Origin of the sequence: Actinomadura sp., assembly GCF_044508335.1 — a bacterium.
Classification (GTDB): domain Bacteria; phylum Actinomycetota; class Actinomycetes; order Streptosporangiales; family Streptosporangiaceae; genus Spirillospora.
On sequence record NZ_JBIQHY010000037.1, the window covers coordinates 40,154 to 57,723 of the forward strand.

Here is a 17,570-nt window from a genome sequence, read left to right on the forward strand (position 1 = left end):
TCAGTGGCGCGTCCAGTCGGGCTGGAGGAAGCCGGCGACCCTGGCGTCCCGCCCGAGCAGGACCACCTCCCGGAACTGCCACAGCATCGCGCCGGTCGGGGCGTGGACGCTCCAGTCCGGGCCGAGCCGCATCTGCAGGAGGCTGCCGCCGCCCGGCTGCGGGACCCAGTGCGGGGTGCCGTCGTCGGCCAGCTTCCGCAGGCTGGTGTGGTGCACCGAGTGGACCTCGTCCGGGTTCGGCGCGAGCGGCCCGGGATCGTCCAGCACCGCCACGACCGGTGTGATCGCGAAGCCCGAGGCGGCGGGGAAGTCGTCGAGCCGGCCGAGCACGTCCGCGGGGCCGGCGGCCAGGCCGATCTCCTCGTGCAGCTCGCGCAGCGCCGCCTCCTCGGGCGTCTCGCCGTCCTCCAGCCGCCCGCCCGGCAGCCCCCACTGGCCCGCGTTCCGCCCCCGGTAGGCGCGCCTGATCAGGATCACCGACGGGGCGCCGCCGTGCTCCACCGCGCACAGCACGACCCCGGCGCGGTGCAGGCCGGGCGCGTCCGGGACGGTCGTGTGCTCGAACGAGGCGAGCCGGCGGGCCGCCAGCGCGCGGAAGGCGTCCAGGTCGTCGAGCGGCTGGTCGAGCGGCTCGTCGAGCGGGTCGCGGCGGGGATCGCGGGGGGCGGTCATGCCTCGATGGTGCCAGGGCCGGCCTCGCGGGCGTACTTCGCGGGGGACGTTCCGACCGCCGCGGTGAAGTCGCGGGTGAAGTGCGCCTGGTCGGCGTAGCCGAGGTCGGCGGCCAGCGCCGCCCAGTCGACCCCGTCGCCGGAGGCCGCCCGCTCGGCGGCCTCCTGCATCCGGAACCGCCGGATCACCCATTTCGGGCCGATCCCGACGTACTCGTGGAACAGGCGCTGCAGGCTGCGCTGCCCGAGCCCGACGTCGGCGGCCAGCTCGCCCACCCGCACGAGGCCCGGCCGCGCCGCGATCCGCGCGACGATCGCGGCGGCCCGCTCGGCGGACGGATCGGGCTCGGGCGCCGCCCCGGCGAGGAACGCCTCCAGCCGCCCGACCGCCTCCCCGGCGTCGGCCGCCGCGAAGACCTCCTCGGCGAGCGCCGTGCCGGCGGCGCCGAACACCTCCTCCACGGCCGCGAACCGGCCGGTGAGCGTGGCGGCGGGAGCGTCCATGAACGGCCGGAACCCGCCCGGCCGGAAGGCGGCCCCCACGACGCGGCCCTCGTCGTAGATCTCCTCGACGAAGTCGTCCCGTACGACGCCCGCGATCCGCGCCCGCGTCCGCCCGCTGGTGAGGTAGCTGGTGAACGTCATGTGGACGGACGGCCGCGTGAGCACCCGCTGCCGGTGCGGCGGCCGGCCCCGCAGGTCCCACCGCAGCACCCAGAAGTTCTCCACGAACGGCGCGACCGCCGGCCCCGGCGCGATCCTGTCCAGCCGGAAGCGCCGCAGGGCCGTCCGCGCCCGCAGGATGCCCCGCGTCCCATCGGGTAGGGATCGTTCCACCGGCCCAGGCTAGCGGTGTCGCGTTTCTTCAAGACCGGTGCCGCGGACCCGTTCTAGCGTGGCCGCATGTTCGAACAGATGAGCGAGGAAAAGATCATGGATATCCGGAGCCAGATGCTTCCCGCCGCGGAGGCCGCGGCGCGGATCGTCCTGGAGATCCCCGAGGCGAGGATGGACGCGCCCACCCCGTGCCCCGAATGGGACGTGCGGAGCCTGGTGAACCATCTGATCCTGTGGAACGGGCGCGGCGGGTCCGCCGCGCTCAAGGCCCCGACGACCGGGCCGGGGGAGGACCACGACTTCACCGCCGAGCCGCACTGGGCCGAGCGGTTCGAGGAGCAGGCCCGCAAGACCGCCGAGGCGTGGCAGGACCCGGCCGCCTGGGAGGGCAACGCCAGCCTCACCGGCAACAAGGAGGGCATGCCCGCCACGTTCATCGCCGGGATCGTCTTCGGCGAATGCGTCGTGCACGGCTGGGACCTCGCCGTCGCGACCGGCCGCGAGCCCGGCTTCCCGCCCGGGGTCGTCCAGGCCGCCTGGGAGCAGATCGTCCCCACGGCCGAGGTCAGCCGGCAGTACGGCGCGTTCGGGCCCGAGGTCCCCGTGCCGGAGGACGCGCCGCTGCTCGACCGCGTGCTCGGCCTGGCCGGCCGCGACCCGGGCTGGAAGCCCTGAGCCGGGCGTCCGGATCACGCCGCGGCGCGCGGGTCCCGGCGCGAGCGGGGGCCCGCGCGCCCTACCCTTGAGGCATGTCTTCGAGTTCTTCGATCCGCGTCCGCTTCGCCCCGTCACCTACCGGCATGTTCCATGTCGGCGGCGCCCGCTCGGCGCTGTTCAACTGGGTGATGGCCACCCAGTCGGGCGGGACGCTGGTGCTGCGCATCGAGGACACCGACGCCTCCCGCAACAGCCCCGAATGGACCGAGGGCATCATCCGCGCCCTCGCCTGGCTCGGCATGGACGGCGAGCAGTACGAGGGCCCCTACTTCCAGTCCGCCAACGCCGACAAGCACGCCGACGCCGTCCGGCGGCTGAAGGACGCGGGGCGCGTCTACTACTGCGACTGCAGCCGCGAGGCCGTCGTCGCCCGCACCGGCGACCAGCACAAGGGCTACGACGGCTTCTGCCGCGACCGCGGCCTGGAGCCCGGCCCCGGGCGCGCCCTGCGCTTCCGCACCCCCGACGAGGGCCAGACCACCGTCGTCGACCTGCTGCGCGGCAAGCCCGTGTTCGAGAACGCCGTCCTGGAGGACTTCGTCATCGCCCGCGCCGACGGCTCGGTCACCTTCCTGCTCGCCAACGCGGTCGACGACATGAGCCAGGGCATCACCCACGTGGTGCGCGGCGAGGAGCACCTGTCCAACGCGCCCAAGCAGCAGCTGCTGTGGGAGGCGCTGGGCGCCGAGCCGCCCGTGTGGGCGCACGTGCCCGTCATCGTCAACGAGAAGCGGCAGAAGCTGTCCAAGCGCCGCGACAAGGTCGCCCTGGAAGACTACCGCGCCGAGGGCTACCTCGCCGAGGCCATGCGCAACTACCTGATGCTGCTCGGCTGGGCCCCGTCCGGCAACCGGGAGATCGTCCCCTGGGACGTGATCGTCGAGGAGTTCCGCATCGAGGACGTCAACACCTCGCCGGCGTTCTTCGACATCAAGAAGCTCCGCGCCATCAACGGCGAGTACATCCGGGCGCTGCCCGTCGAGAAGTTCATCGCCGAATGCCTGCCGTTCCTGGAGCAGGCCCCCTTCGACGTTGACGTCGCCGTGTTCGCCGAACTGGCGCCGCTCGCGCAGACCCGCGTCGCGGTGCTGTCGGAGATCGTCCAGATGATCGACTTCGCCTTCCTGGACGAGCCGCCGTCCGACGAGCAGTCCTGGAACAAGGCGATGAAGGAGCCCGCCGCCGCGATCCTCGCCGCGGCCGAGGCCGCCTACCAGGACGCCCCCTGGAACGCCGCCGAGCTGAAGGACCGGCTGGAGCGCGTCGGCGCCGAGCACGACCTCAAGCTCGGCAAGGCCCAGGCGCCCGTCCGCGTCGCCGTCACCGGCCGCACCGTCGGCCTGCCGCTGTTCGAATCGCTGGAGATCCTCGGCCGCGAGCGCACCCTCACCCGCATCGCCGCCGCCCGCGGGCGGCTCGAAGCGTCCTCCTGACGCGCGGACCCGCCGGCGCTATCGCGCCGGCGGTTCAGGCGGGCCGGTTCAGGCGGGCCGGTTCAGGCGGGCCGGTCTAGGCGGACCGGGCCTCGTCGCCGCCGTCCAGCGCCTCGCGCAGGCCGGCGAGGCGGCGGACCAGTTCCTCGTAGTCGTCGCGGCGGGCGGGCGGGAGGTGCTTGCCCACCGCCTCGGCCTGCTCCTCCACCGCCGTCAGCCGGGAGCGGGCCCGGTCGAGCGCGCCGGGGCCGGGGCGCTCGCTGAGGAGCGTCTGCTGCTCGCGCAGCAGGGCGGCCTGCTCGCGCAGCAGGACCGTCTGGTCGCGGAGCTGCTTGTTCTTGTTGTGCAGCTCCACGAACACCGACACCTTGGCGCGCAGCACCCACGGGTCGAACGGCTTGGAGATGAAGTCGACCGCGCCCGCGGCGTAGCCGCGGAACGCGTAGTCGGGGTCGCTGTTCACCGCCGTGAGGAAGATGATCGGCAGGTCGCGGGTCTTCTTGCGGCGCTTGATGTCGCGGGCCGTCTCGAACCCGTCCATGCCCGGCATGACGACGTCCAGCAGGATGACCGCGTACTCGTCGGTCAGCAGCGCCTTCAGCGCGTCCTCACCGGACCGCGCGCGGACGAGGTCCTGATCGAGCGAGCTGAGGATGGCCTCCAGCGCGATCAGGTTCTCCTCGCGGTCGTCCACGAGCAGGATCTTCGCCTTGTCGTCCACGCGCGCCTCTCCGATTCCGGTCCCCGCCACCGCCGGCCGAGCGCCGCCCACGGCGACCCTACTGCCCGGGCCTCTCCTCTCCTCAGCGGACGATGGAGGGTTGCAGCCAGTTCCGCATGACGTCAAGAAGATGGTCCACGTCCACGGGCTTCGGCACATAGTCCGACGCGCCGGAGTCGAGGCTCTTCTCCCGGTCGCCCTTCATCACCTTGGCCGTGATGACGATGATCGGCAAGTCGGCGAACTGCGGCATCTCCCTGATGGCGGCCGTGGTGGCGTAACCGTCGAGCCCCGGCATCATGACGTCCATCAGCACGACCGCGACGTCCGGGTTGCGGTGCAGCACGTCGATCCCGGCCTGCCCGTCCTCGGCGTAGAGGACCTCCATCCCGTAGCCCTCGAGGACGCTGGTGAGCGCGAAGACGTTCCGGACGTCGTCGTCGACGATCAGCACCTTGCGCCCCGACAGGACGGTGTCGAGGAGGTCGGCCGGCGGCTCCTCCAGCAGCCCGTTCAGCGCCGGCTCGGGCTCCGTCGCCGGCGGGCGCTGCTCCACCGGCAGGCCGGCGTCCGCGGCGGGGGCGGACGCCCGGCGCGCGAGACGGTCCTCGCCCCGCTCGCCGCCCCCGGCCCGCGCGCCCTCCGGCGGGGCGGCCGGCTCCTCCGGCGGCGCCGGGCGCCGCCGGTCCTCGCGCTCGCTGTACTGGGCGGGCAGGTAGAGCGTGAACACGCTGCCGCGGCCCGGCTGGCTCTCCGCGTGGATCTCCCCGCCGAGCAGCCGCGCGATGTTCCGGCTGATCGACAGGCCGAGCCCGGTGCCGCCGTAGCGGCGGCTCGTGGTCCCGTCGGCCTGCTGGAACGGCTCGAAGATCTCCTGCAGCTTGTCGGCGCTGACCCCGATCCCCGTGTCGATCACCCGGAACGCGATCACGTCCGGGGTGTTCCACAGCGCGGGCAGCGTGAAGTCGATGTCGCCGGCCCGCTCGATCAGCAGCCGCACCTCGCCCTCGGCGGTGAACTTCACCGCGTTCGACAGCAAGTTCCGCAGCACCTGCTGCAGCCGCTGCTCGTCGGTGTTGAGGGTGGCGGGGACGTCCGGCGCGACCTCCACGCCGAACTGCAGGCCCTTGTCGACCGACAGCGGGCGGAACGTCGCGTCCACGTAGTCGACCAGCCCCGCGACCGACAGCCGCTGCGGGTGCGCCTCCATCTTCCCCGCCTCGACCTTCGCCAGGTCCAGGATGTCGTTGATCAGCTCCAGCAGGTCGGTGCCGGACTCGTGGATCGTCCGCGCGAACTCCACCTGCTTGTCGGTGAGGTTGCCGTCCTGGTTCTCCGACAGCAGCTTGGCCAGCACCAGCAGGCTGTTCAGCGGGGTGCGCAGCTCGTGCGACATGTTCGCGAGGAACTCCGACTTGTACCGGGAGGAGATCGCCAGCTGCTCGGCGCGCTCCTCCAGCGTCCGCCGCGCCTGCTCGATCTGGAAGTTCTGGATCTCGATCGCGCGGTTCTGCTGGGCCAGCAGCGCCGCCTTCTCCTCCAGCTCGGTGTTGGAGTGCCGCAGCTCGCCCTGCTGGCGCTGCAGCTCGTCCGACCGCTCCTGCAGCTGCTGCGCGAGCCGCTGCGACTCGCTGAGCAGCGCCTCGGTCCGCGCGTTCGCGCGGATCGCGTTCAGCGTGACCCCGATCGTCTCGATCAGCTGGCTGAAGAACGCCAGGTGGACGTCGGTGAACCGGCCGAACGAGGCCAGCTCGATCGCGCCGAGCACCTCGTCCTCGAACACGATCGGCAGCACGATGATGTTGACCGGGGACGCCTCGCCCAGCCCCGACCCGATCTTGACGTAGTCGGCGGGCGCGTCCGCGATCAGCAGCGGCCGGCGCTCCTGCGCGGCCTGCCCGACCAGGCCCTCGCCCAGCGCGAACCGGACCGACCCGGTCCTGTCGCGCCGCGTCCCGTACCCGGCGATCAGCACCAGCTCCAGCTCGTCGCCGGCCTTCTCGGCGAGGTAGAACGCGCCGTACTGGGCGCTCGCCGTCGGGGTCAGCTCCCGCATGATCAGCTCGGCGACCTGCAGCAGGTCGCGGTGGCCCTGCATGAGCCCGCCGATCCGCGCCAGGTTGGTCTTGAGCCAGTCCTGCTCCTCGGTGGCGCGGGTCGTCTCGCGCAGCGTCGCGACCATCAGGTTGACGTTGTCGGACAGCTCGGCGACCTCGCCGCGCGCCTCCACGGTGATCGTCCGGGTCAGGTCGCCGCTGGCGACCGCGCTCGCGACCTCCCCGATCGCGCGGACCTGGGTGGTGAGGTTGCCGGCCAGCTCGTTGACGCTCTCGGTCAGCCGCTTCCAGGTGCCGGACACGCCCTCGACCTCGGCCTGGCCGCCGAGGCGCCCCTCGCTGCCGACCTCGCGGGCGACCCGGGTCACCTCGGACGCGAACGACGACAGCGTGTCGACCATCGTGTTCAGCGTCGTCTTCAGCTCCAGGATCTCGCCCTGCGCGTCGACGTCGATGCGCCGCGTCAGGTCGCCGTGCGCGACGGCGGTCGCGACCTGGGAGATGTTGCGGACCTGGTAGGTCAGGTTGGACGCCATGCCGTTGACGTTGTCGGTCAGGTCCTTCCACATGCCGCCGGCGCCGGGCACGATCGCCTGGCCGCCGAGGCGGCCCTCGGTGCCGACCTCGCGGGCGACGCGGCTGACCTCGGACGCGAACGACGACAGCGTGTCGACCATCGTGTTCAGCGTCGTCTTCAGCTCCAGGATCTCGCCCTGCGCGTCCACCTCGATCTTGCGGGTCAGGTCGCCCTGCGCCACCGCCGTCGTCACCTGCGCGATCCCGCGCACCTGGTTGGTCAGGTTGTTCGCCATCGCGTTGACGTTGTCGGTCAGGTCGAGCCACACCCCGCCCGCGCCGGGCACGACCGCCTGGCCGCCGAGGCGGCCCTCGGTGCCGACCTCGCGGGCCACGCGGGTCACCTCGGACGCGAACGCCGACAGCGTGTCGACCATCCCGTTCACGGTGTCCTTCAGCTCCAGGATCTCGCCCTGCGCGTCGACCGTGATCTTCTTGCCCAGGTCGCCCTCGGCGACGGCGGTGGTGACCTGCGCGATGTTGCGGACCTGGTAGGTCAGGTTGGACGCCATGCCGTTGACGTTGTTGGTGAGGTCCTTCCAGACGCCGCTCACGCCCGGGACCCGCGCCTGGCCGCCCAGGCGGCCCTCGGTGCCCACCTCGCGGGCGACGCGGGTGACCTCGTCCGCGAACGCCGACAGCGTGTCGACCATCGTGTTCAGGGTGTTCTTGAGCTGCAGGATCTCGCCCTGCGCGTCGACGGTGATCTTCTTGCCGAGGTCGCCGTCCGCGACGGCGGTGGTGACCTGCGCGATGTTGCGGACCTGGTTGGTCAGGTTGTTCGCCATCGCGTTGACGTTGTCGGTCAGGTCCTTCCAGACGCCGCTGACGCCGCGCACGTGGGCCTGCCCGCCGAGCTGGCCCTCGGTGCCGACCTCGCGGGCGACGCGGGTGACCTCGTCCGCGAACGCCGACAGCTGGTCGACCATCGTGTTCACGGTGAGCTTCAGCTCCTGCAGCTCACCGCTCGCCTCGACCGTCACCTTGCGGGTCAGGTCGCCCTTCACCACCGCCGTGGTGACCTCCGCGATGTCGCGGACCTGCGACGTCAGCCGCGACGCCATCACGTTCACCGACGCCGTCACGTCCCGCCAGCGGCCGGTCATGCCGCGCGCCGGCGCCTGCCCGCCGAGCCGGCCCTCGGTGCCGACCTCGCGGGCGAACTGGGTGACCTCCCAGGTGAACTGGTCGAGCAGCTCCACCATGCCGTTGACCGACTTGGCCATCCGCAGCAGCTCGCCGCGCATGGGCCTGCCGCGCACCCGCAGCTCCACCCGCCGGCTCAGGTCCCCGGCGGCCACCGCCTCGACCACCTGGTGCATCCCGGTGGCCAGGTCGGTGAGCTTGTCGATGATCGCGTTGGCGTCCTCGGCCGCCGTCGCCCACGTCCCCCGCAGCCTGCTCGGCGTCAGCCGCCCGCGCAGCTTGCCCTCCCGGCCGATCTCCCGCCGGACGCGGCTCAGCCCCGCGGACAGCTCCTCCCCGTTCAGCCGGATCTCCTCCAGGATCGCCGCGGCCTCCGCCACGGCGCCCTCGCCCGGCACGTCGAGCTCCTCCTTCGCCCTGCCGTCCCGCACGGCGGCGAGCGCCTTCAGCAGCGGCGCGAGATCGGCGTCGCTGTAGCGCGGGGTGGTGTCGCGGTACCCGCCGGGGCGGGCACGTGACGCGGTACGCGGCATTCTCTTCATCCTCCTGGCCCGCGATCGTCGAACGTCCGGATGCCACGGACTCCTTCCCCGGGCCCTATTTCCGGCTCTTGGGCCCACATGCGGCCGCACCAGTACTCTACGTCGCCGTGCGGGGGCCGGCCCCTTTCGCGGAGACGGCCGTGGCCAGACGTCGATGACCGTGCATCCGCGCTCGTAGTCTTCGTGTTACGGTCTGTCGTGTCGTGACGGGGGTCGCGTTCACCGAGGCCGGACGCACCGCGGGGCCCGGTTCACGGCTCTCGTGGCCGCGCGGCCGGCCGGTCTGTCACGATGACCGGACCGGGTAGTGACTTCGAACAAGGGATGACGGTTGGATCGGCAGACGGCCTCGGCGACCTTCCCGTCCGCCGCCGCGTCGGTGGCGGACGCGCGCCGGTTCGTCCGGAAGGTGCTGGCCGACTGGGGCATGGACGAGGTCGCGGACGACGCCGTGCTGGCCACCAGCGAACTGGCCACCAACGCGATCGCCTACGCCGGGACGTCCTTCGAGGTCTCCTGCCGGCTGGAGGACGGCGACATCAAGATCGAGGTCCGCGACCGGCACCCCACCCGGGGCATCGAGATGCCGGGCGTCACCGCCTCCAGCGGCCGCGGGCTCCCGTCCATCGCCCGGCTCGCCGCGTCCTGGGGCGTCTCCTACGACCGCCGCACCAAGGGCGTCTGGTTCCGGCTGCCCCGGCCCGGCGCGGCCGCCGGCGCCGACCCCGCGGACGCCCCCGGACGGGACGTCGGCGCCGACCTGCCCGACGCCGCGGGCTCCGCCGGGCGGGACCCGGCGGAGCGCACCGCCCGGGAGCGCGCTGCCCGGGAGCGCGCCGCCCGCGACCGGGGCGACCAGCCCCGCGACGCCGGCCGCGCGCAGGGCCGCGAGGGCGCCCTCGGCGCCGACGCGGGCGACGTCCCCGTCGCCGGGGACCGGCTGCTGCGCTCCCCGGCCGCCGTGGAGGCCATGGAGGACGGCGTCGCCACCGTCCGCGAGACCCTCGGCGCGGAGGGCGCCGCCGTCCTGCTCACCGAGCGCGACGGCCGCATGATCATGGGCTCGTCGGCCGGCACCGCCGCCGAGATGCCGCTCGGCGAGCTGTCGGTGGCCGGTCTCGGCCCCGCCGCCCGCGCCGGCTCGCCCTGGGTCGCCGCCGAGGCCGACCCGACCGCCACGGCCCTGCAGGCCCGGTCCCTGGCCGCGGCGCCGCTGGAGTCCCAGGGGCGCCTCACCGGCGTCGTCGTGGCCGTCTCCTCCGTGCCGGGCCGCTTCGACGAGGCCGACGGCGCCCGGCTCGGGCGGCTCGCCGACGAGATGTCGCTCTCCCTGGAGAAGGCCAGGGTGGGCGAGCTGGAACGGTCCTGGCGCGGCTGGCTCAGCTTCGTCGCCGAGGCCAGCGACCTGCTCGCCGGCACCCTCGACCAGGAGCGCACGATGGCGCTGGTCGCCCAGCTCGTCGTCCCGCGCCTGGCCACCTGGTGCGCCGTCTACACCGTCAGCGAGGCCGAACCCGACCGGCTCGCCTACGTGTGGCACGCCGACGAGAACCGCTCCGACGGGCTCCGCGAGCTGCTGGAGCACGCGGGCGCCGCCCCGCCGATGGACGGCCCCGGCCCCTGGAACGGGCTCGCCACCGCCCCCGAGGAGGTCCGCGCCGCCGCCGGCGACACCGCCGCCGACCAGGTCTACGCCTTCCCGCTGATCGCCCGCGGCCGCCGCATCGGCACCATCGTCATCGGCCGCCCGCCCGGCGACCGCTTCCCGCGCAGCGCGATCGAGCTGGCCGAGGAGCTCAGCCGCCGCGCCGCCCTCGCCGTCGACAACGCCCGCCTGTTCTCCGCGCAGACCGCCATGAGCAGCGCGCTGCAGCGCAGCCTCCTGCCGCCCGGCATCCCCGAGATCCCCGGCCTGGAGGTCGCGGTGGTGTACGAGCCGGCCGGGGAGGGCAGCGAGGTCGGCGGCGACTTCTACGACGTCTTCGAGAGCGGCCCGCGGCCCGGCGGCCCCGCCTCGGCGTCCCGCTGGCGGTTCGCCATCGGCGACGTGTGCGGCACCGGCCCGGAGGCCGCCGCGGTGACCGGGCTCGCCCGGCACGCGCTGCGCATCCTCGCCGCCGAGGACATGTCCGTCCCGGACGTGCTGGCCCGGCTCAACCGGCTCATCCTCGGCGAGGGCGAGCGGGGCCGGCTGCTCACCCTGCTGCACGGCGAGATCGCCGCCCGCCGCCGCGACGGCGTCCGGATCCGGCTGACCAGCGCCGGGCACCCGCTCCCGCTCGTCCTCGACCCCGACGGCAACGTGCGCGAGGCGGCCTCGGCGCAGCCGCTGCTCGGCGTGTTCGACGGCGTGGAGTTCCACACCGACACGGTCGACCTGCGCCGAGGCGAGGTCCTGCTCTGCGTGACCGACGGCGTCACCGAGCGGCGGGCCGGGACGCGGCTCCTCGGCGACGGGGACGGCCTCGAACGCCTCCTCGCCGACTGCAAGGGGCTGAGCGCGGGCGCCGTCGCCGCGCGGATCCAGCGGGCGGTCCGCGACTTCGGGCCCGAGCCGTCCAACGACGACATTGCCCTCATCGTTCTACGGGCGTCATGATGGAGACCAACAATCGGTAAGGTGGGGTGGCGTGGGGCTTGCCTTGCACACGACACGACAGGACGGCCGCGCGACGATCGCCGCGCGCGGCTCCATCGACCTGCACTCCTCCGAAGAGCTGCGCACTCGGCTGACCGAGCTCGTGGACGCGGGCGAGCGGGCGGTCGTCGTCGACCTCGCGGCGGTCGATTTCTGTGACTCCTCCGGGCTGAACGTCCTCGTCCGGGCGTACAAGCACGCGCGCGCGCAGAACGCGACGCTAACCGTCACCGGCGCCTACGGCCGGGTCGAGAACGTGCTGCGCACCACCGGGCTCGACCGCTTCCTGATCGAGGGCCCGGCGGAGGAGGCACCTGCCGATGGGCGGTGAGGGAACCCGATGAGAAACGGCGAGCGGGCGGAGTGACCGACCCGATGACCGAGACCACACTGCGGGCGGCGCCGCAGACCGAGGCGGTCGAGTACGCGCGTCGCCTCGCCGCCCGGACCATGCGCACCTGGGCGCTGATGGACCGCGAGGAGCTCGTCACCGCGATCGTGGCCGAGCTCGTCGCCAACGCCGTGCGGCACGCGGGCACCGCGCTCGAACTGCGGCTGCTGCGCGATTCCGGCCGCGTCCGCGTCGAGGTCCGCGACCGCGCCGCGCAGCTGCCCCGGCTGACCGTGCCCGGCCCGCTGGACGAGTCCCACCGCGGCCTGTTCATCGTCGACCGGTTCGCGAACTCCTGGGGCGCCGACCCGGTGACCGGCGGCAAGGTCGTGTGGGCCGAGGTCGACATCTGAGACGGATCACCTGACGCGGCGTCCCGTTTTGGAACGTGCCGCCGCGCATGGTCCCGCACGGGAGCGCGCCCGCCACCGGTTTCACCGGTCGGCGGACGCGCTCTCGGACCTTCGGGACGGTCAGACCGATTTGCGGTACAGCTCGGCCACCATGAACGCCAGGTCCAGCGACTGGCCCCGGTTGAGCCGCGGGTCGCACGCCGTCTCGTAGCGCTGGTGCAGATCGGCCTCCGCGAGCCCCTGCCCGCCGCCGACGCACTCGGTGACGTCGTCGCCGGTGAACTCGATGTGGATGCCGCCCGGGTGGGTGCCGAGCGCCCGGTGCACCTCGAAGAAGCCCGCCACCTCGTCCAGGACGTCGTCGAGCCGCCGGGTCTTGTGGCCGCTGGGCGCCTCGAACGTGTTCCCGTGCATCGGGTCGCAGATCCACGCGACCGGCGCGCCGCTCTGGCGCACCTTCTCGATCAGCGGCGGCAGCGCGTCCCGGATCCTGCCCGCGCCCATCCGGGTGATGAAGGTGAGCCGGCCGGGCTCCCCGTCGGGGTTCAGCCGGTCGATCAGCGCCAGCGCGTCGTCCGCGGACGTCGCCGGGCCGAGCTTCACCCCGATCGGGTTGCGGATGTGCCGCAGGAACTCGACGTGCGCCCCGTCCAGCTGCCGGGTGCGCTCGCCGATCCACAGGAAGTGCGCGGAGACGTCGTAGGGCAGGCCGCTGAGGTGGTCGATGCGGGTCAGCGCCCGCTCGTACTCCAGCAGCAGCGCCTCGTGGCTGGAGTAGAACTCCACCCCGTGGAACTCGTCGGGGTTCACCCCGCACGCCTTCATGAACGTCAGCGCCCGGTCGATCTCGGCCGCGAGCTGCTCGTAGCGGCGCCCCGCCGGGCTCTGCTGGACGAAGTCGCGGTTCCAGGCGTGCACCTGGCGCAGGTCGGCGTAGCCGCCCTTGGTGAACGCCCGGCACAGGTTCAGCGTCACGGCCGAGCAGTGGTAGGCCTTCAGCAGCCGGCGCGGGTCGTTGCGGCGGGACGCGGCGTCGAACGCGAACCCGTTCACGGCGTCGCCCCGGTAGGCGGGCAGCTCCACGCCGCCGCGCACCTCCACCGGCTTGGACCGCGGCTTGGCGAACTGGCCCGCCATCCGGCCGATCTTCACGACCGGCACGCTGGCGGCGTAGGTGAGCACGACCGCCATCTGCAGCAGCGTCTTCAGCTTGTTCTTCACCGCGTCGGCGGTCGACCCGTCGAACGTCTCCGCGCAGTCGCCGCCCTGCAGGACGAACGCCTCGCCGCGCGCGACGTCCGCGAGCTGCGACTTCAGCTGGTCGCACTCGCCGGCGAAGACGAGCGGCGGCTGCGTCGCCAGTTCGGCGGCGACCGCCCGGACCTCGTCCGGATCGTCCCAATCGGGCTGCTGGAAGGCGGGGAGGGCGCGCCAGGCGTCGAGGTCCCCGATGGCGGCGGATGTACTCACACGGAAAAGGCTATGGCACCGCCCGCCCGGCGAGGGACGGCGAGCCCCGCCGCGGCCGTCCTCCGCGGCGGTCTCGGCGGCCGCGGCGGCGGTCCGGCGGCGTCCGCACGCGCCGGGCGGAGGCGGACACACGAATCGGGCGGCCCCGATGCCCCGGGACCGCCCGATGTGCGGTCATGTGGTCTTGTGCCCGCGCAGGCCCGGTCAGGCCGCGCGTATTCCGGCGGCCGCGGGCTGCCGGTCCCGGCCGCCGCCGGGGGTGCCGGCCAGCGTCCTGCGGCCGCTCAGATCCGTCTCGTTCGCCATCTGGCGCAGCCGCCGCAGCGAACGGTCGGTGATCTGCCGCACCCGGTTGTGGCTCAGGCCGTACCGGGCGCCGATCTGGGCGTACGACAGCGGCTGCCCGCTGTCCATCCCGAACCGGGCGCGCACGATGGCGGACTCGCGCTCGGGCAGCCGGTCGAGCAGGCGGGCGAGGCCCTCGATGTCGTCCAGCGCGAGGATCTCCGCCTCGGGCGTGACGGCCTCCGGGTCCTCCAGGAGGTCGCCCATCGGCGTCTCGCCCGCGTCGTCGACGGTCGCGTCCAGGCTCGCCGGATCCCGCCGCCAGCGCAGCAGCTCGTCTATGTGCTCGGCGTCGGCGCCCAGCGTCCCGGCCAGCTCCTCGCGGGTCGGCTCCCTGCCGAGCTCGCGGCCCAGCTGGCGTTCCGCGCGGCGCAGGCGCGAAAGTTCCTCCTCCACGTGGACCGGCAGCCGGATGGTGCGGGCCGTGTGGCTCAGCCCACGCCCGATCGCCTGCCTGATCCACCAGGTCGCGTATGTGGAGAACTTGAAGCCGCGGCGGTAGTCGAACTTCTCCACCGCGCGCATCAACCCCAGGTTCCCCTCCTGAATGAGGTCGATGAGGGGCAACGAGTCGGTCGGGTATTTCCGGGCGATCGAGACCACGAGCCGCAGGTTGGCCTCGACGAAGCGCTGCTTCGCGCGCAGCCCCGCCGCGGCCAGCTCCTCCAGCTCCTCGCGGGTCGCGCCCTCGGGCACCCTCCCGTCGTCGAGGAGCTGCTCGGCGTACAGGCCCCCTTCGATCGCCTTGGCCAGATCGACCTCCTCCTGCGCGTCGAGCAGGGGGGTGCGGCCGATCCGGTCGAGGTACGCACCGACAAGATCCTTGTCGGTGACGTCGACCCTGTCGCCCTTAGTACGGGTTGCAGCCATCCTGACCCTTCTCCGGTGCGATCTCCCTAAGGGGACAACGCTAATTACCGCTCTGTGATTCCCGGGCGGGGAATACTGCGAGGCTGTTAGCCGCTCTACGACCTGATACCCCGACTGAGGAGAAACCGACATGGCGACGGTCACACTGACCGCTGAGAACTTCGACAAGGTGGCTCAGGCCGACGGCATCGTGCTGGTCGACTTCTGGGCGGAGTGGTGCGGTCCGTGCAAGCGCTTCGCGCCGGTCTTCGAAAAGTCCGCGGGCAGGCACGAGGACATCGTGTTCGGGAAGGTCGACACCGACGCCGAGCCGGAGCTGTCCGAGAGGTTCGGTATCCGGTCGATTCCCACGCTGATGGCGATCCGGGACGGCCTCATCGTCTTCGCCGAGCCGGGCGCCGTGCCCGAGCCGGTGCTGGAGAACGTGATCGAGCAGGTCCGGGGCCTCGACATGGAGGACGTCCGCCGCCGCGCGGAGGCGTGACGCCGGCCGGTGGTACGCCCGCCGCGTCCTCCGGGAGCCGCGAGGGCCGCGAGCGGGCGGCGCGAGGGCGAACAAGCGGGTGGTGACGCCCGATCCGCCGCCGGATGGACGATGATGGACGGATGCTCGCCGATGTCGTTCCCTACCTGGTGTGCCCCGTGTGCGGAGCGGACCTCGAACTGGCCGGCCGCGGACTGCACTGCCCGGGCGGGCACGCCTTCGACATCGCGCGGCAGGGATATGCGAACCTCCTGCCGGGCAACGCGCGTCCTGGGACGGCCGACACGCCGGAGATGGTCCGCGCCCGTGACGACTTCCTGAAAGCGGGCCACTTCGACGCGCTGGCGGCCACGCTGGCGCGGAGCGTCTCCGAGGCCGCTCCGTCCTTCGTCGTCGACGCGGGCGCGGGCACCGGCCACTATCTGAGCCGCATACTCGACCGGTCGGCCGGCGCGGTGGGCCTGGCGCTGGACATCTCCAAGCACGCCGCACGCCGCGCCGCCAAGGCCCACGCCCGGGCCGGCGCGGTCGTGGCCGACCTCTGGCGCCCGCTTCCGCTCCGGGACGGCGCCGCCGACACTGTCGTCAACGTCTTCGCACCGAGAAACGCGGCCGAGTTCCACCGGGTGCTCCGCGACGACGGGTTCCTATTCACCGTGACCCCGGGGCCCAGGCATCTCGGCAGCCTCGTCAAACCGCTCGGGCTGCTCTCGATCGACTCGCGGAAGACCGAGCGGATGGACGCCGCGCTCGCCGGCTACTTCAAATTCGATGCACGCCGGGAGGTCGGGGCCGAGGCCGTCCTGACGCATGATGAGGTGGCCACGCTCGTGGGGATGGGGCCGAGCGCGCACCACGTCCCGGCCGACCGGCTCCGTGAGCGGTTGCGGGCACTACCGGACCCGACGCCGGTGCCGCTGTCCTTCGTCCTTTCGACGTACCGGCGGCTCATGTAGGTCCGAGTCCGCGCGCTGGGTGAGTTCGAGCAGCACCTGCGGTACTTCCCCGGGTTCCGTCACGTCCTCGGCTCCCGGCACGTCGACCTCCTCGTACATGAACGAGACGGAGACGGCACGAGCCGTGCCGCTCAGCAGGAGCCGCTGGAGTGCCTGGCCCGCGCGGAGCCACTCGGCGGGGGAGTCGCCACGAGTCGTGAGAACGGCCCGCCGGCTCTCCCCGCCCCTGTCATCGGGAAGCAGGTGAAGCGCCGCTCCCTCCAGCCGGGCGGCTTCCCCCAGTTCGTTGACCACGGGAAGCGCGGGCCGCAGGCCCGACGGCGGACGATTGCCGGGGAAGGGCTTCAGTGTCGCGGCGTAGAGGAGGCGCTCCTCGCGGGTCACCCGGTGACGCCCGGCCAAGCGCACCGAGGCGAGGACGTACGGGCGTCCGGGATCGGGGAGGAGCCGGACCACCGCCGCGCACCCGAGCTGCGCGGCGGCCAGCCGCAGGTTCACGAGCGCGGCGCCGCCGCCGAGGTGCAGACCCCGTCCCACGGGGTCGTGCATGGTCCGGAACCTGTCCGGGTCGGCGTGCAACTCGACCAGGCCGGGAATGACCTTGAACCGCCAAGCGTGCACGTCATGGACGGTGGGCCCCATCGTCGCGGCGACCACGAGACGCTCCGCGGAGGCGCGGATGGCGACGGGCACATTCACGAGGTGTTCCTCCTGACCTCGGGCGAGTGTCGTGCCGGGAGCCACTGCCCGCCCTCGGCGCGGACGCCGTCGGACGGGCCGTCTGCGCACGCTACCCCACTGTGACCCGATGCACGTAGTACGGGAAAGGCGAGGTCAGCGGGGTTGATGGTGTGCTTCGAGTGACAATGCGGCGGGTGCGCCGCCTGTGCCGCGATTTGACGGTGCCATGGGCCGCGCTTACTGTCTCTGCTGCTCCGGGAGACGCGGACGCCGCAGGGCGGCCGATCTCGGGGAAGCCACCAGGAACGGCCCGGCCCTGTGAGGGGGCCGGTTCTCGGTGGCGGCCCCCGATGGGATGCGGGACGCCGAACGAGGCGGCCGGCCCGGGGGAGCGGACCTTCGTAAATCGGTTCGAGCGGCGCTCGGGCTGGTGTATGATGGTCTGAAAGCCCAGAACGGGATGCAGGACGCCGCGAGGTGGCCGGCCCGCAGGGCATCTCCTACGGATCGATCATCGCCAGGTTCAGTGCCTGGGGGTGAGTCGTCGCCGCGGGGGGACTGGAACGCTTCCGACCGTCGAAACGATCTTCATTGATCGGCTTGACAGCGGGTGTGGGCCAGGTAAGTTAGAAGGGTTGCCCCGGAGCCGGGGCCTGCGGGAGCGGGGTTCGGCGCGGTGGGT

General features: G+C 72.9%; 14 protein-coding genes. 7 read left to right on the top strand and 7 right to left on the bottom strand.

The features are described 5' to 3' along the window. Together ACIWVC_RS15600 and ACIWVC_RS15605 are read right to left on the bottom strand one after the other, a co-directional pair. On the bottom strand, positions 1-672 hold the full coding sequence (locus ACIWVC_RS15600) for an NUDIX hydrolase (RefSeq protein ID WP_396447915.1): 672 nt from the start codon (positions 670-672) through the stop codon (positions 1-3). Next, on the bottom strand, positions 669-1,508 hold the full coding sequence (locus ACIWVC_RS15605) for a helix-turn-helix domain-containing protein (RefSeq protein ID WP_396447916.1): 840 nt from the start codon (positions 1,506-1,508) through the stop codon (positions 669-671). Before ACIWVC_RS15605 ends, ACIWVC_RS15600 begins: the two co-directional genes overlap by 4 nt. Before the next feature lie 66 nt (positions 1,509-1,574). On the opposite strand from ACIWVC_RS15605, the gene ACIWVC_RS15610 reads away from it, so the two are divergent. Both ACIWVC_RS15610 and gltX read left to right on the top strand, forming a co-directional pair. Further along, positions 1,575-2,183, top strand: a complete 609-nt coding sequence (locus ACIWVC_RS15610) for a TIGR03086 family metal-binding protein (protein WP_396447918.1) — start codon at positions 1,575-1,577, stop codon at positions 2,181-2,183. Between the two features lie 74 nt (positions 2,184-2,257). Beyond that, positions 2,258-3,658, top strand: coding sequence for a glutamate--tRNA ligase (gene gltX, locus ACIWVC_RS15615; protein WP_396447919.1), 1,401 nt, complete (start codon positions 2,258-2,260; stop codon positions 3,656-3,658). A gap of 76 nt (positions 3,659-3,734) precedes the next feature. On the opposite strand, the gene ACIWVC_RS15620 is transcribed toward gltX, so the two are convergent. Next, positions 3,735-4,379: a two-component system response regulator gene (locus ACIWVC_RS15620; protein WP_396447920.1), complete on the bottom strand. Its 645-nt coding sequence runs from the start codon at positions 4,377-4,379 to the stop codon at positions 3,735-3,737. Between the two features lie 82 nt (positions 4,380-4,461). After that, positions 4,462-8,691, bottom strand: coding sequence for a HAMP domain-containing protein (locus tag ACIWVC_RS15625; protein ID WP_396447921.1), 4,230 nt, complete (start codon positions 8,689-8,691; stop codon positions 4,462-4,464). A 340-nt stretch (positions 8,692-9,031) separates the two neighbouring features. Here ACIWVC_RS15625 and ACIWVC_RS15630 point away from each other — a divergent pair, with 340 nt between their 5' ends. From ACIWVC_RS15630 to ACIWVC_RS15640, 3 genes are read left to right on the top strand one after another with little or no spacing between them, the layout of a single operon-like run. Beyond that, positions 9,032-11,299, top strand: a complete 2,268-nt coding sequence (locus tag ACIWVC_RS15630; protein WP_396447922.1) for a SpoIIE family protein phosphatase — start codon at positions 9,032-9,034, stop codon at positions 11,297-11,299. Positions 11,300-11,330: 31 nt separating this feature from the next. Beyond that, the gene (locus ACIWVC_RS15635) at positions 11,331-11,669 is read left to right on the top strand and encodes an STAS domain-containing protein (protein WP_371955004.1); all 339 of its coding nucleotides are present in this window, start codon (positions 11,331-11,333) and stop codon (positions 11,667-11,669) included. Positions 11,670-11,713: 44 nt separating this feature from the next. Beyond that, positions 11,714-12,082 (top strand): ATP-binding protein, encoded by a 369-nt coding sequence (locus ACIWVC_RS15640; protein ID WP_396447923.1) that lies wholly within the window; start codon positions 11,714-11,716, stop codon positions 12,080-12,082. A gap of 120 nt (positions 12,083-12,202) precedes the next feature. On the opposite strand, the gene ACIWVC_RS15645 is transcribed toward ACIWVC_RS15640, so the two are convergent. Both ACIWVC_RS15645 and ACIWVC_RS15650 read right to left on the bottom strand, forming a co-directional pair. Then, the gene (locus tag ACIWVC_RS15645; protein WP_396447924.1) at positions 12,203-13,552 is read right to left on the bottom strand and encodes a class II 3-deoxy-7-phosphoheptulonate synthase; all 1,350 of its coding nucleotides are present in this window, start codon (positions 13,550-13,552) and stop codon (positions 12,203-12,205) included. 204 nt (positions 13,553-13,756) lie between these two features. After that, positions 13,757-14,767 carry an RNA polymerase sigma factor RpoD/SigA gene (locus ACIWVC_RS15650; protein ID WP_396447925.1) on the bottom strand — a complete coding sequence of 337 codons (1,011 nt, stop codon included), beginning with the start codon at positions 14,765-14,767 and terminating at the stop codon, positions 13,757-13,759. Between the two features lie 130 nt (positions 14,768-14,897). Here ACIWVC_RS15650 and trxA point away from each other — a divergent pair, with 130 nt between their 5' ends. Next, entirely contained in the window at positions 14,898-15,251 is a 354-nt protein-coding gene (gene trxA, locus ACIWVC_RS15655; protein WP_396447926.1) for a thioredoxin, read from the top strand. Between the two features lie 104 nt (positions 15,252-15,355). Next, positions 15,356-16,207 (top strand): putative RNA methyltransferase, encoded by an 852-nt coding sequence (locus ACIWVC_RS15660; protein WP_396447927.1) that lies wholly within the window; start codon positions 15,356-15,358, stop codon positions 16,205-16,207. Here the strand turns inward: ACIWVC_RS15660 and ACIWVC_RS15665 are convergent. Then, a complete protein-coding gene (locus tag ACIWVC_RS15665) occupies positions 16,145-16,951 on the bottom strand; it encodes a hypothetical protein (protein WP_396447928.1) in 807 nt (268 codons plus the stop codon). The two genes, ACIWVC_RS15660 and ACIWVC_RS15665, sit on opposite strands and share 63 nt — an antisense overlap. Positions 16,952-17,570: the final 619 nt, after the last annotated feature.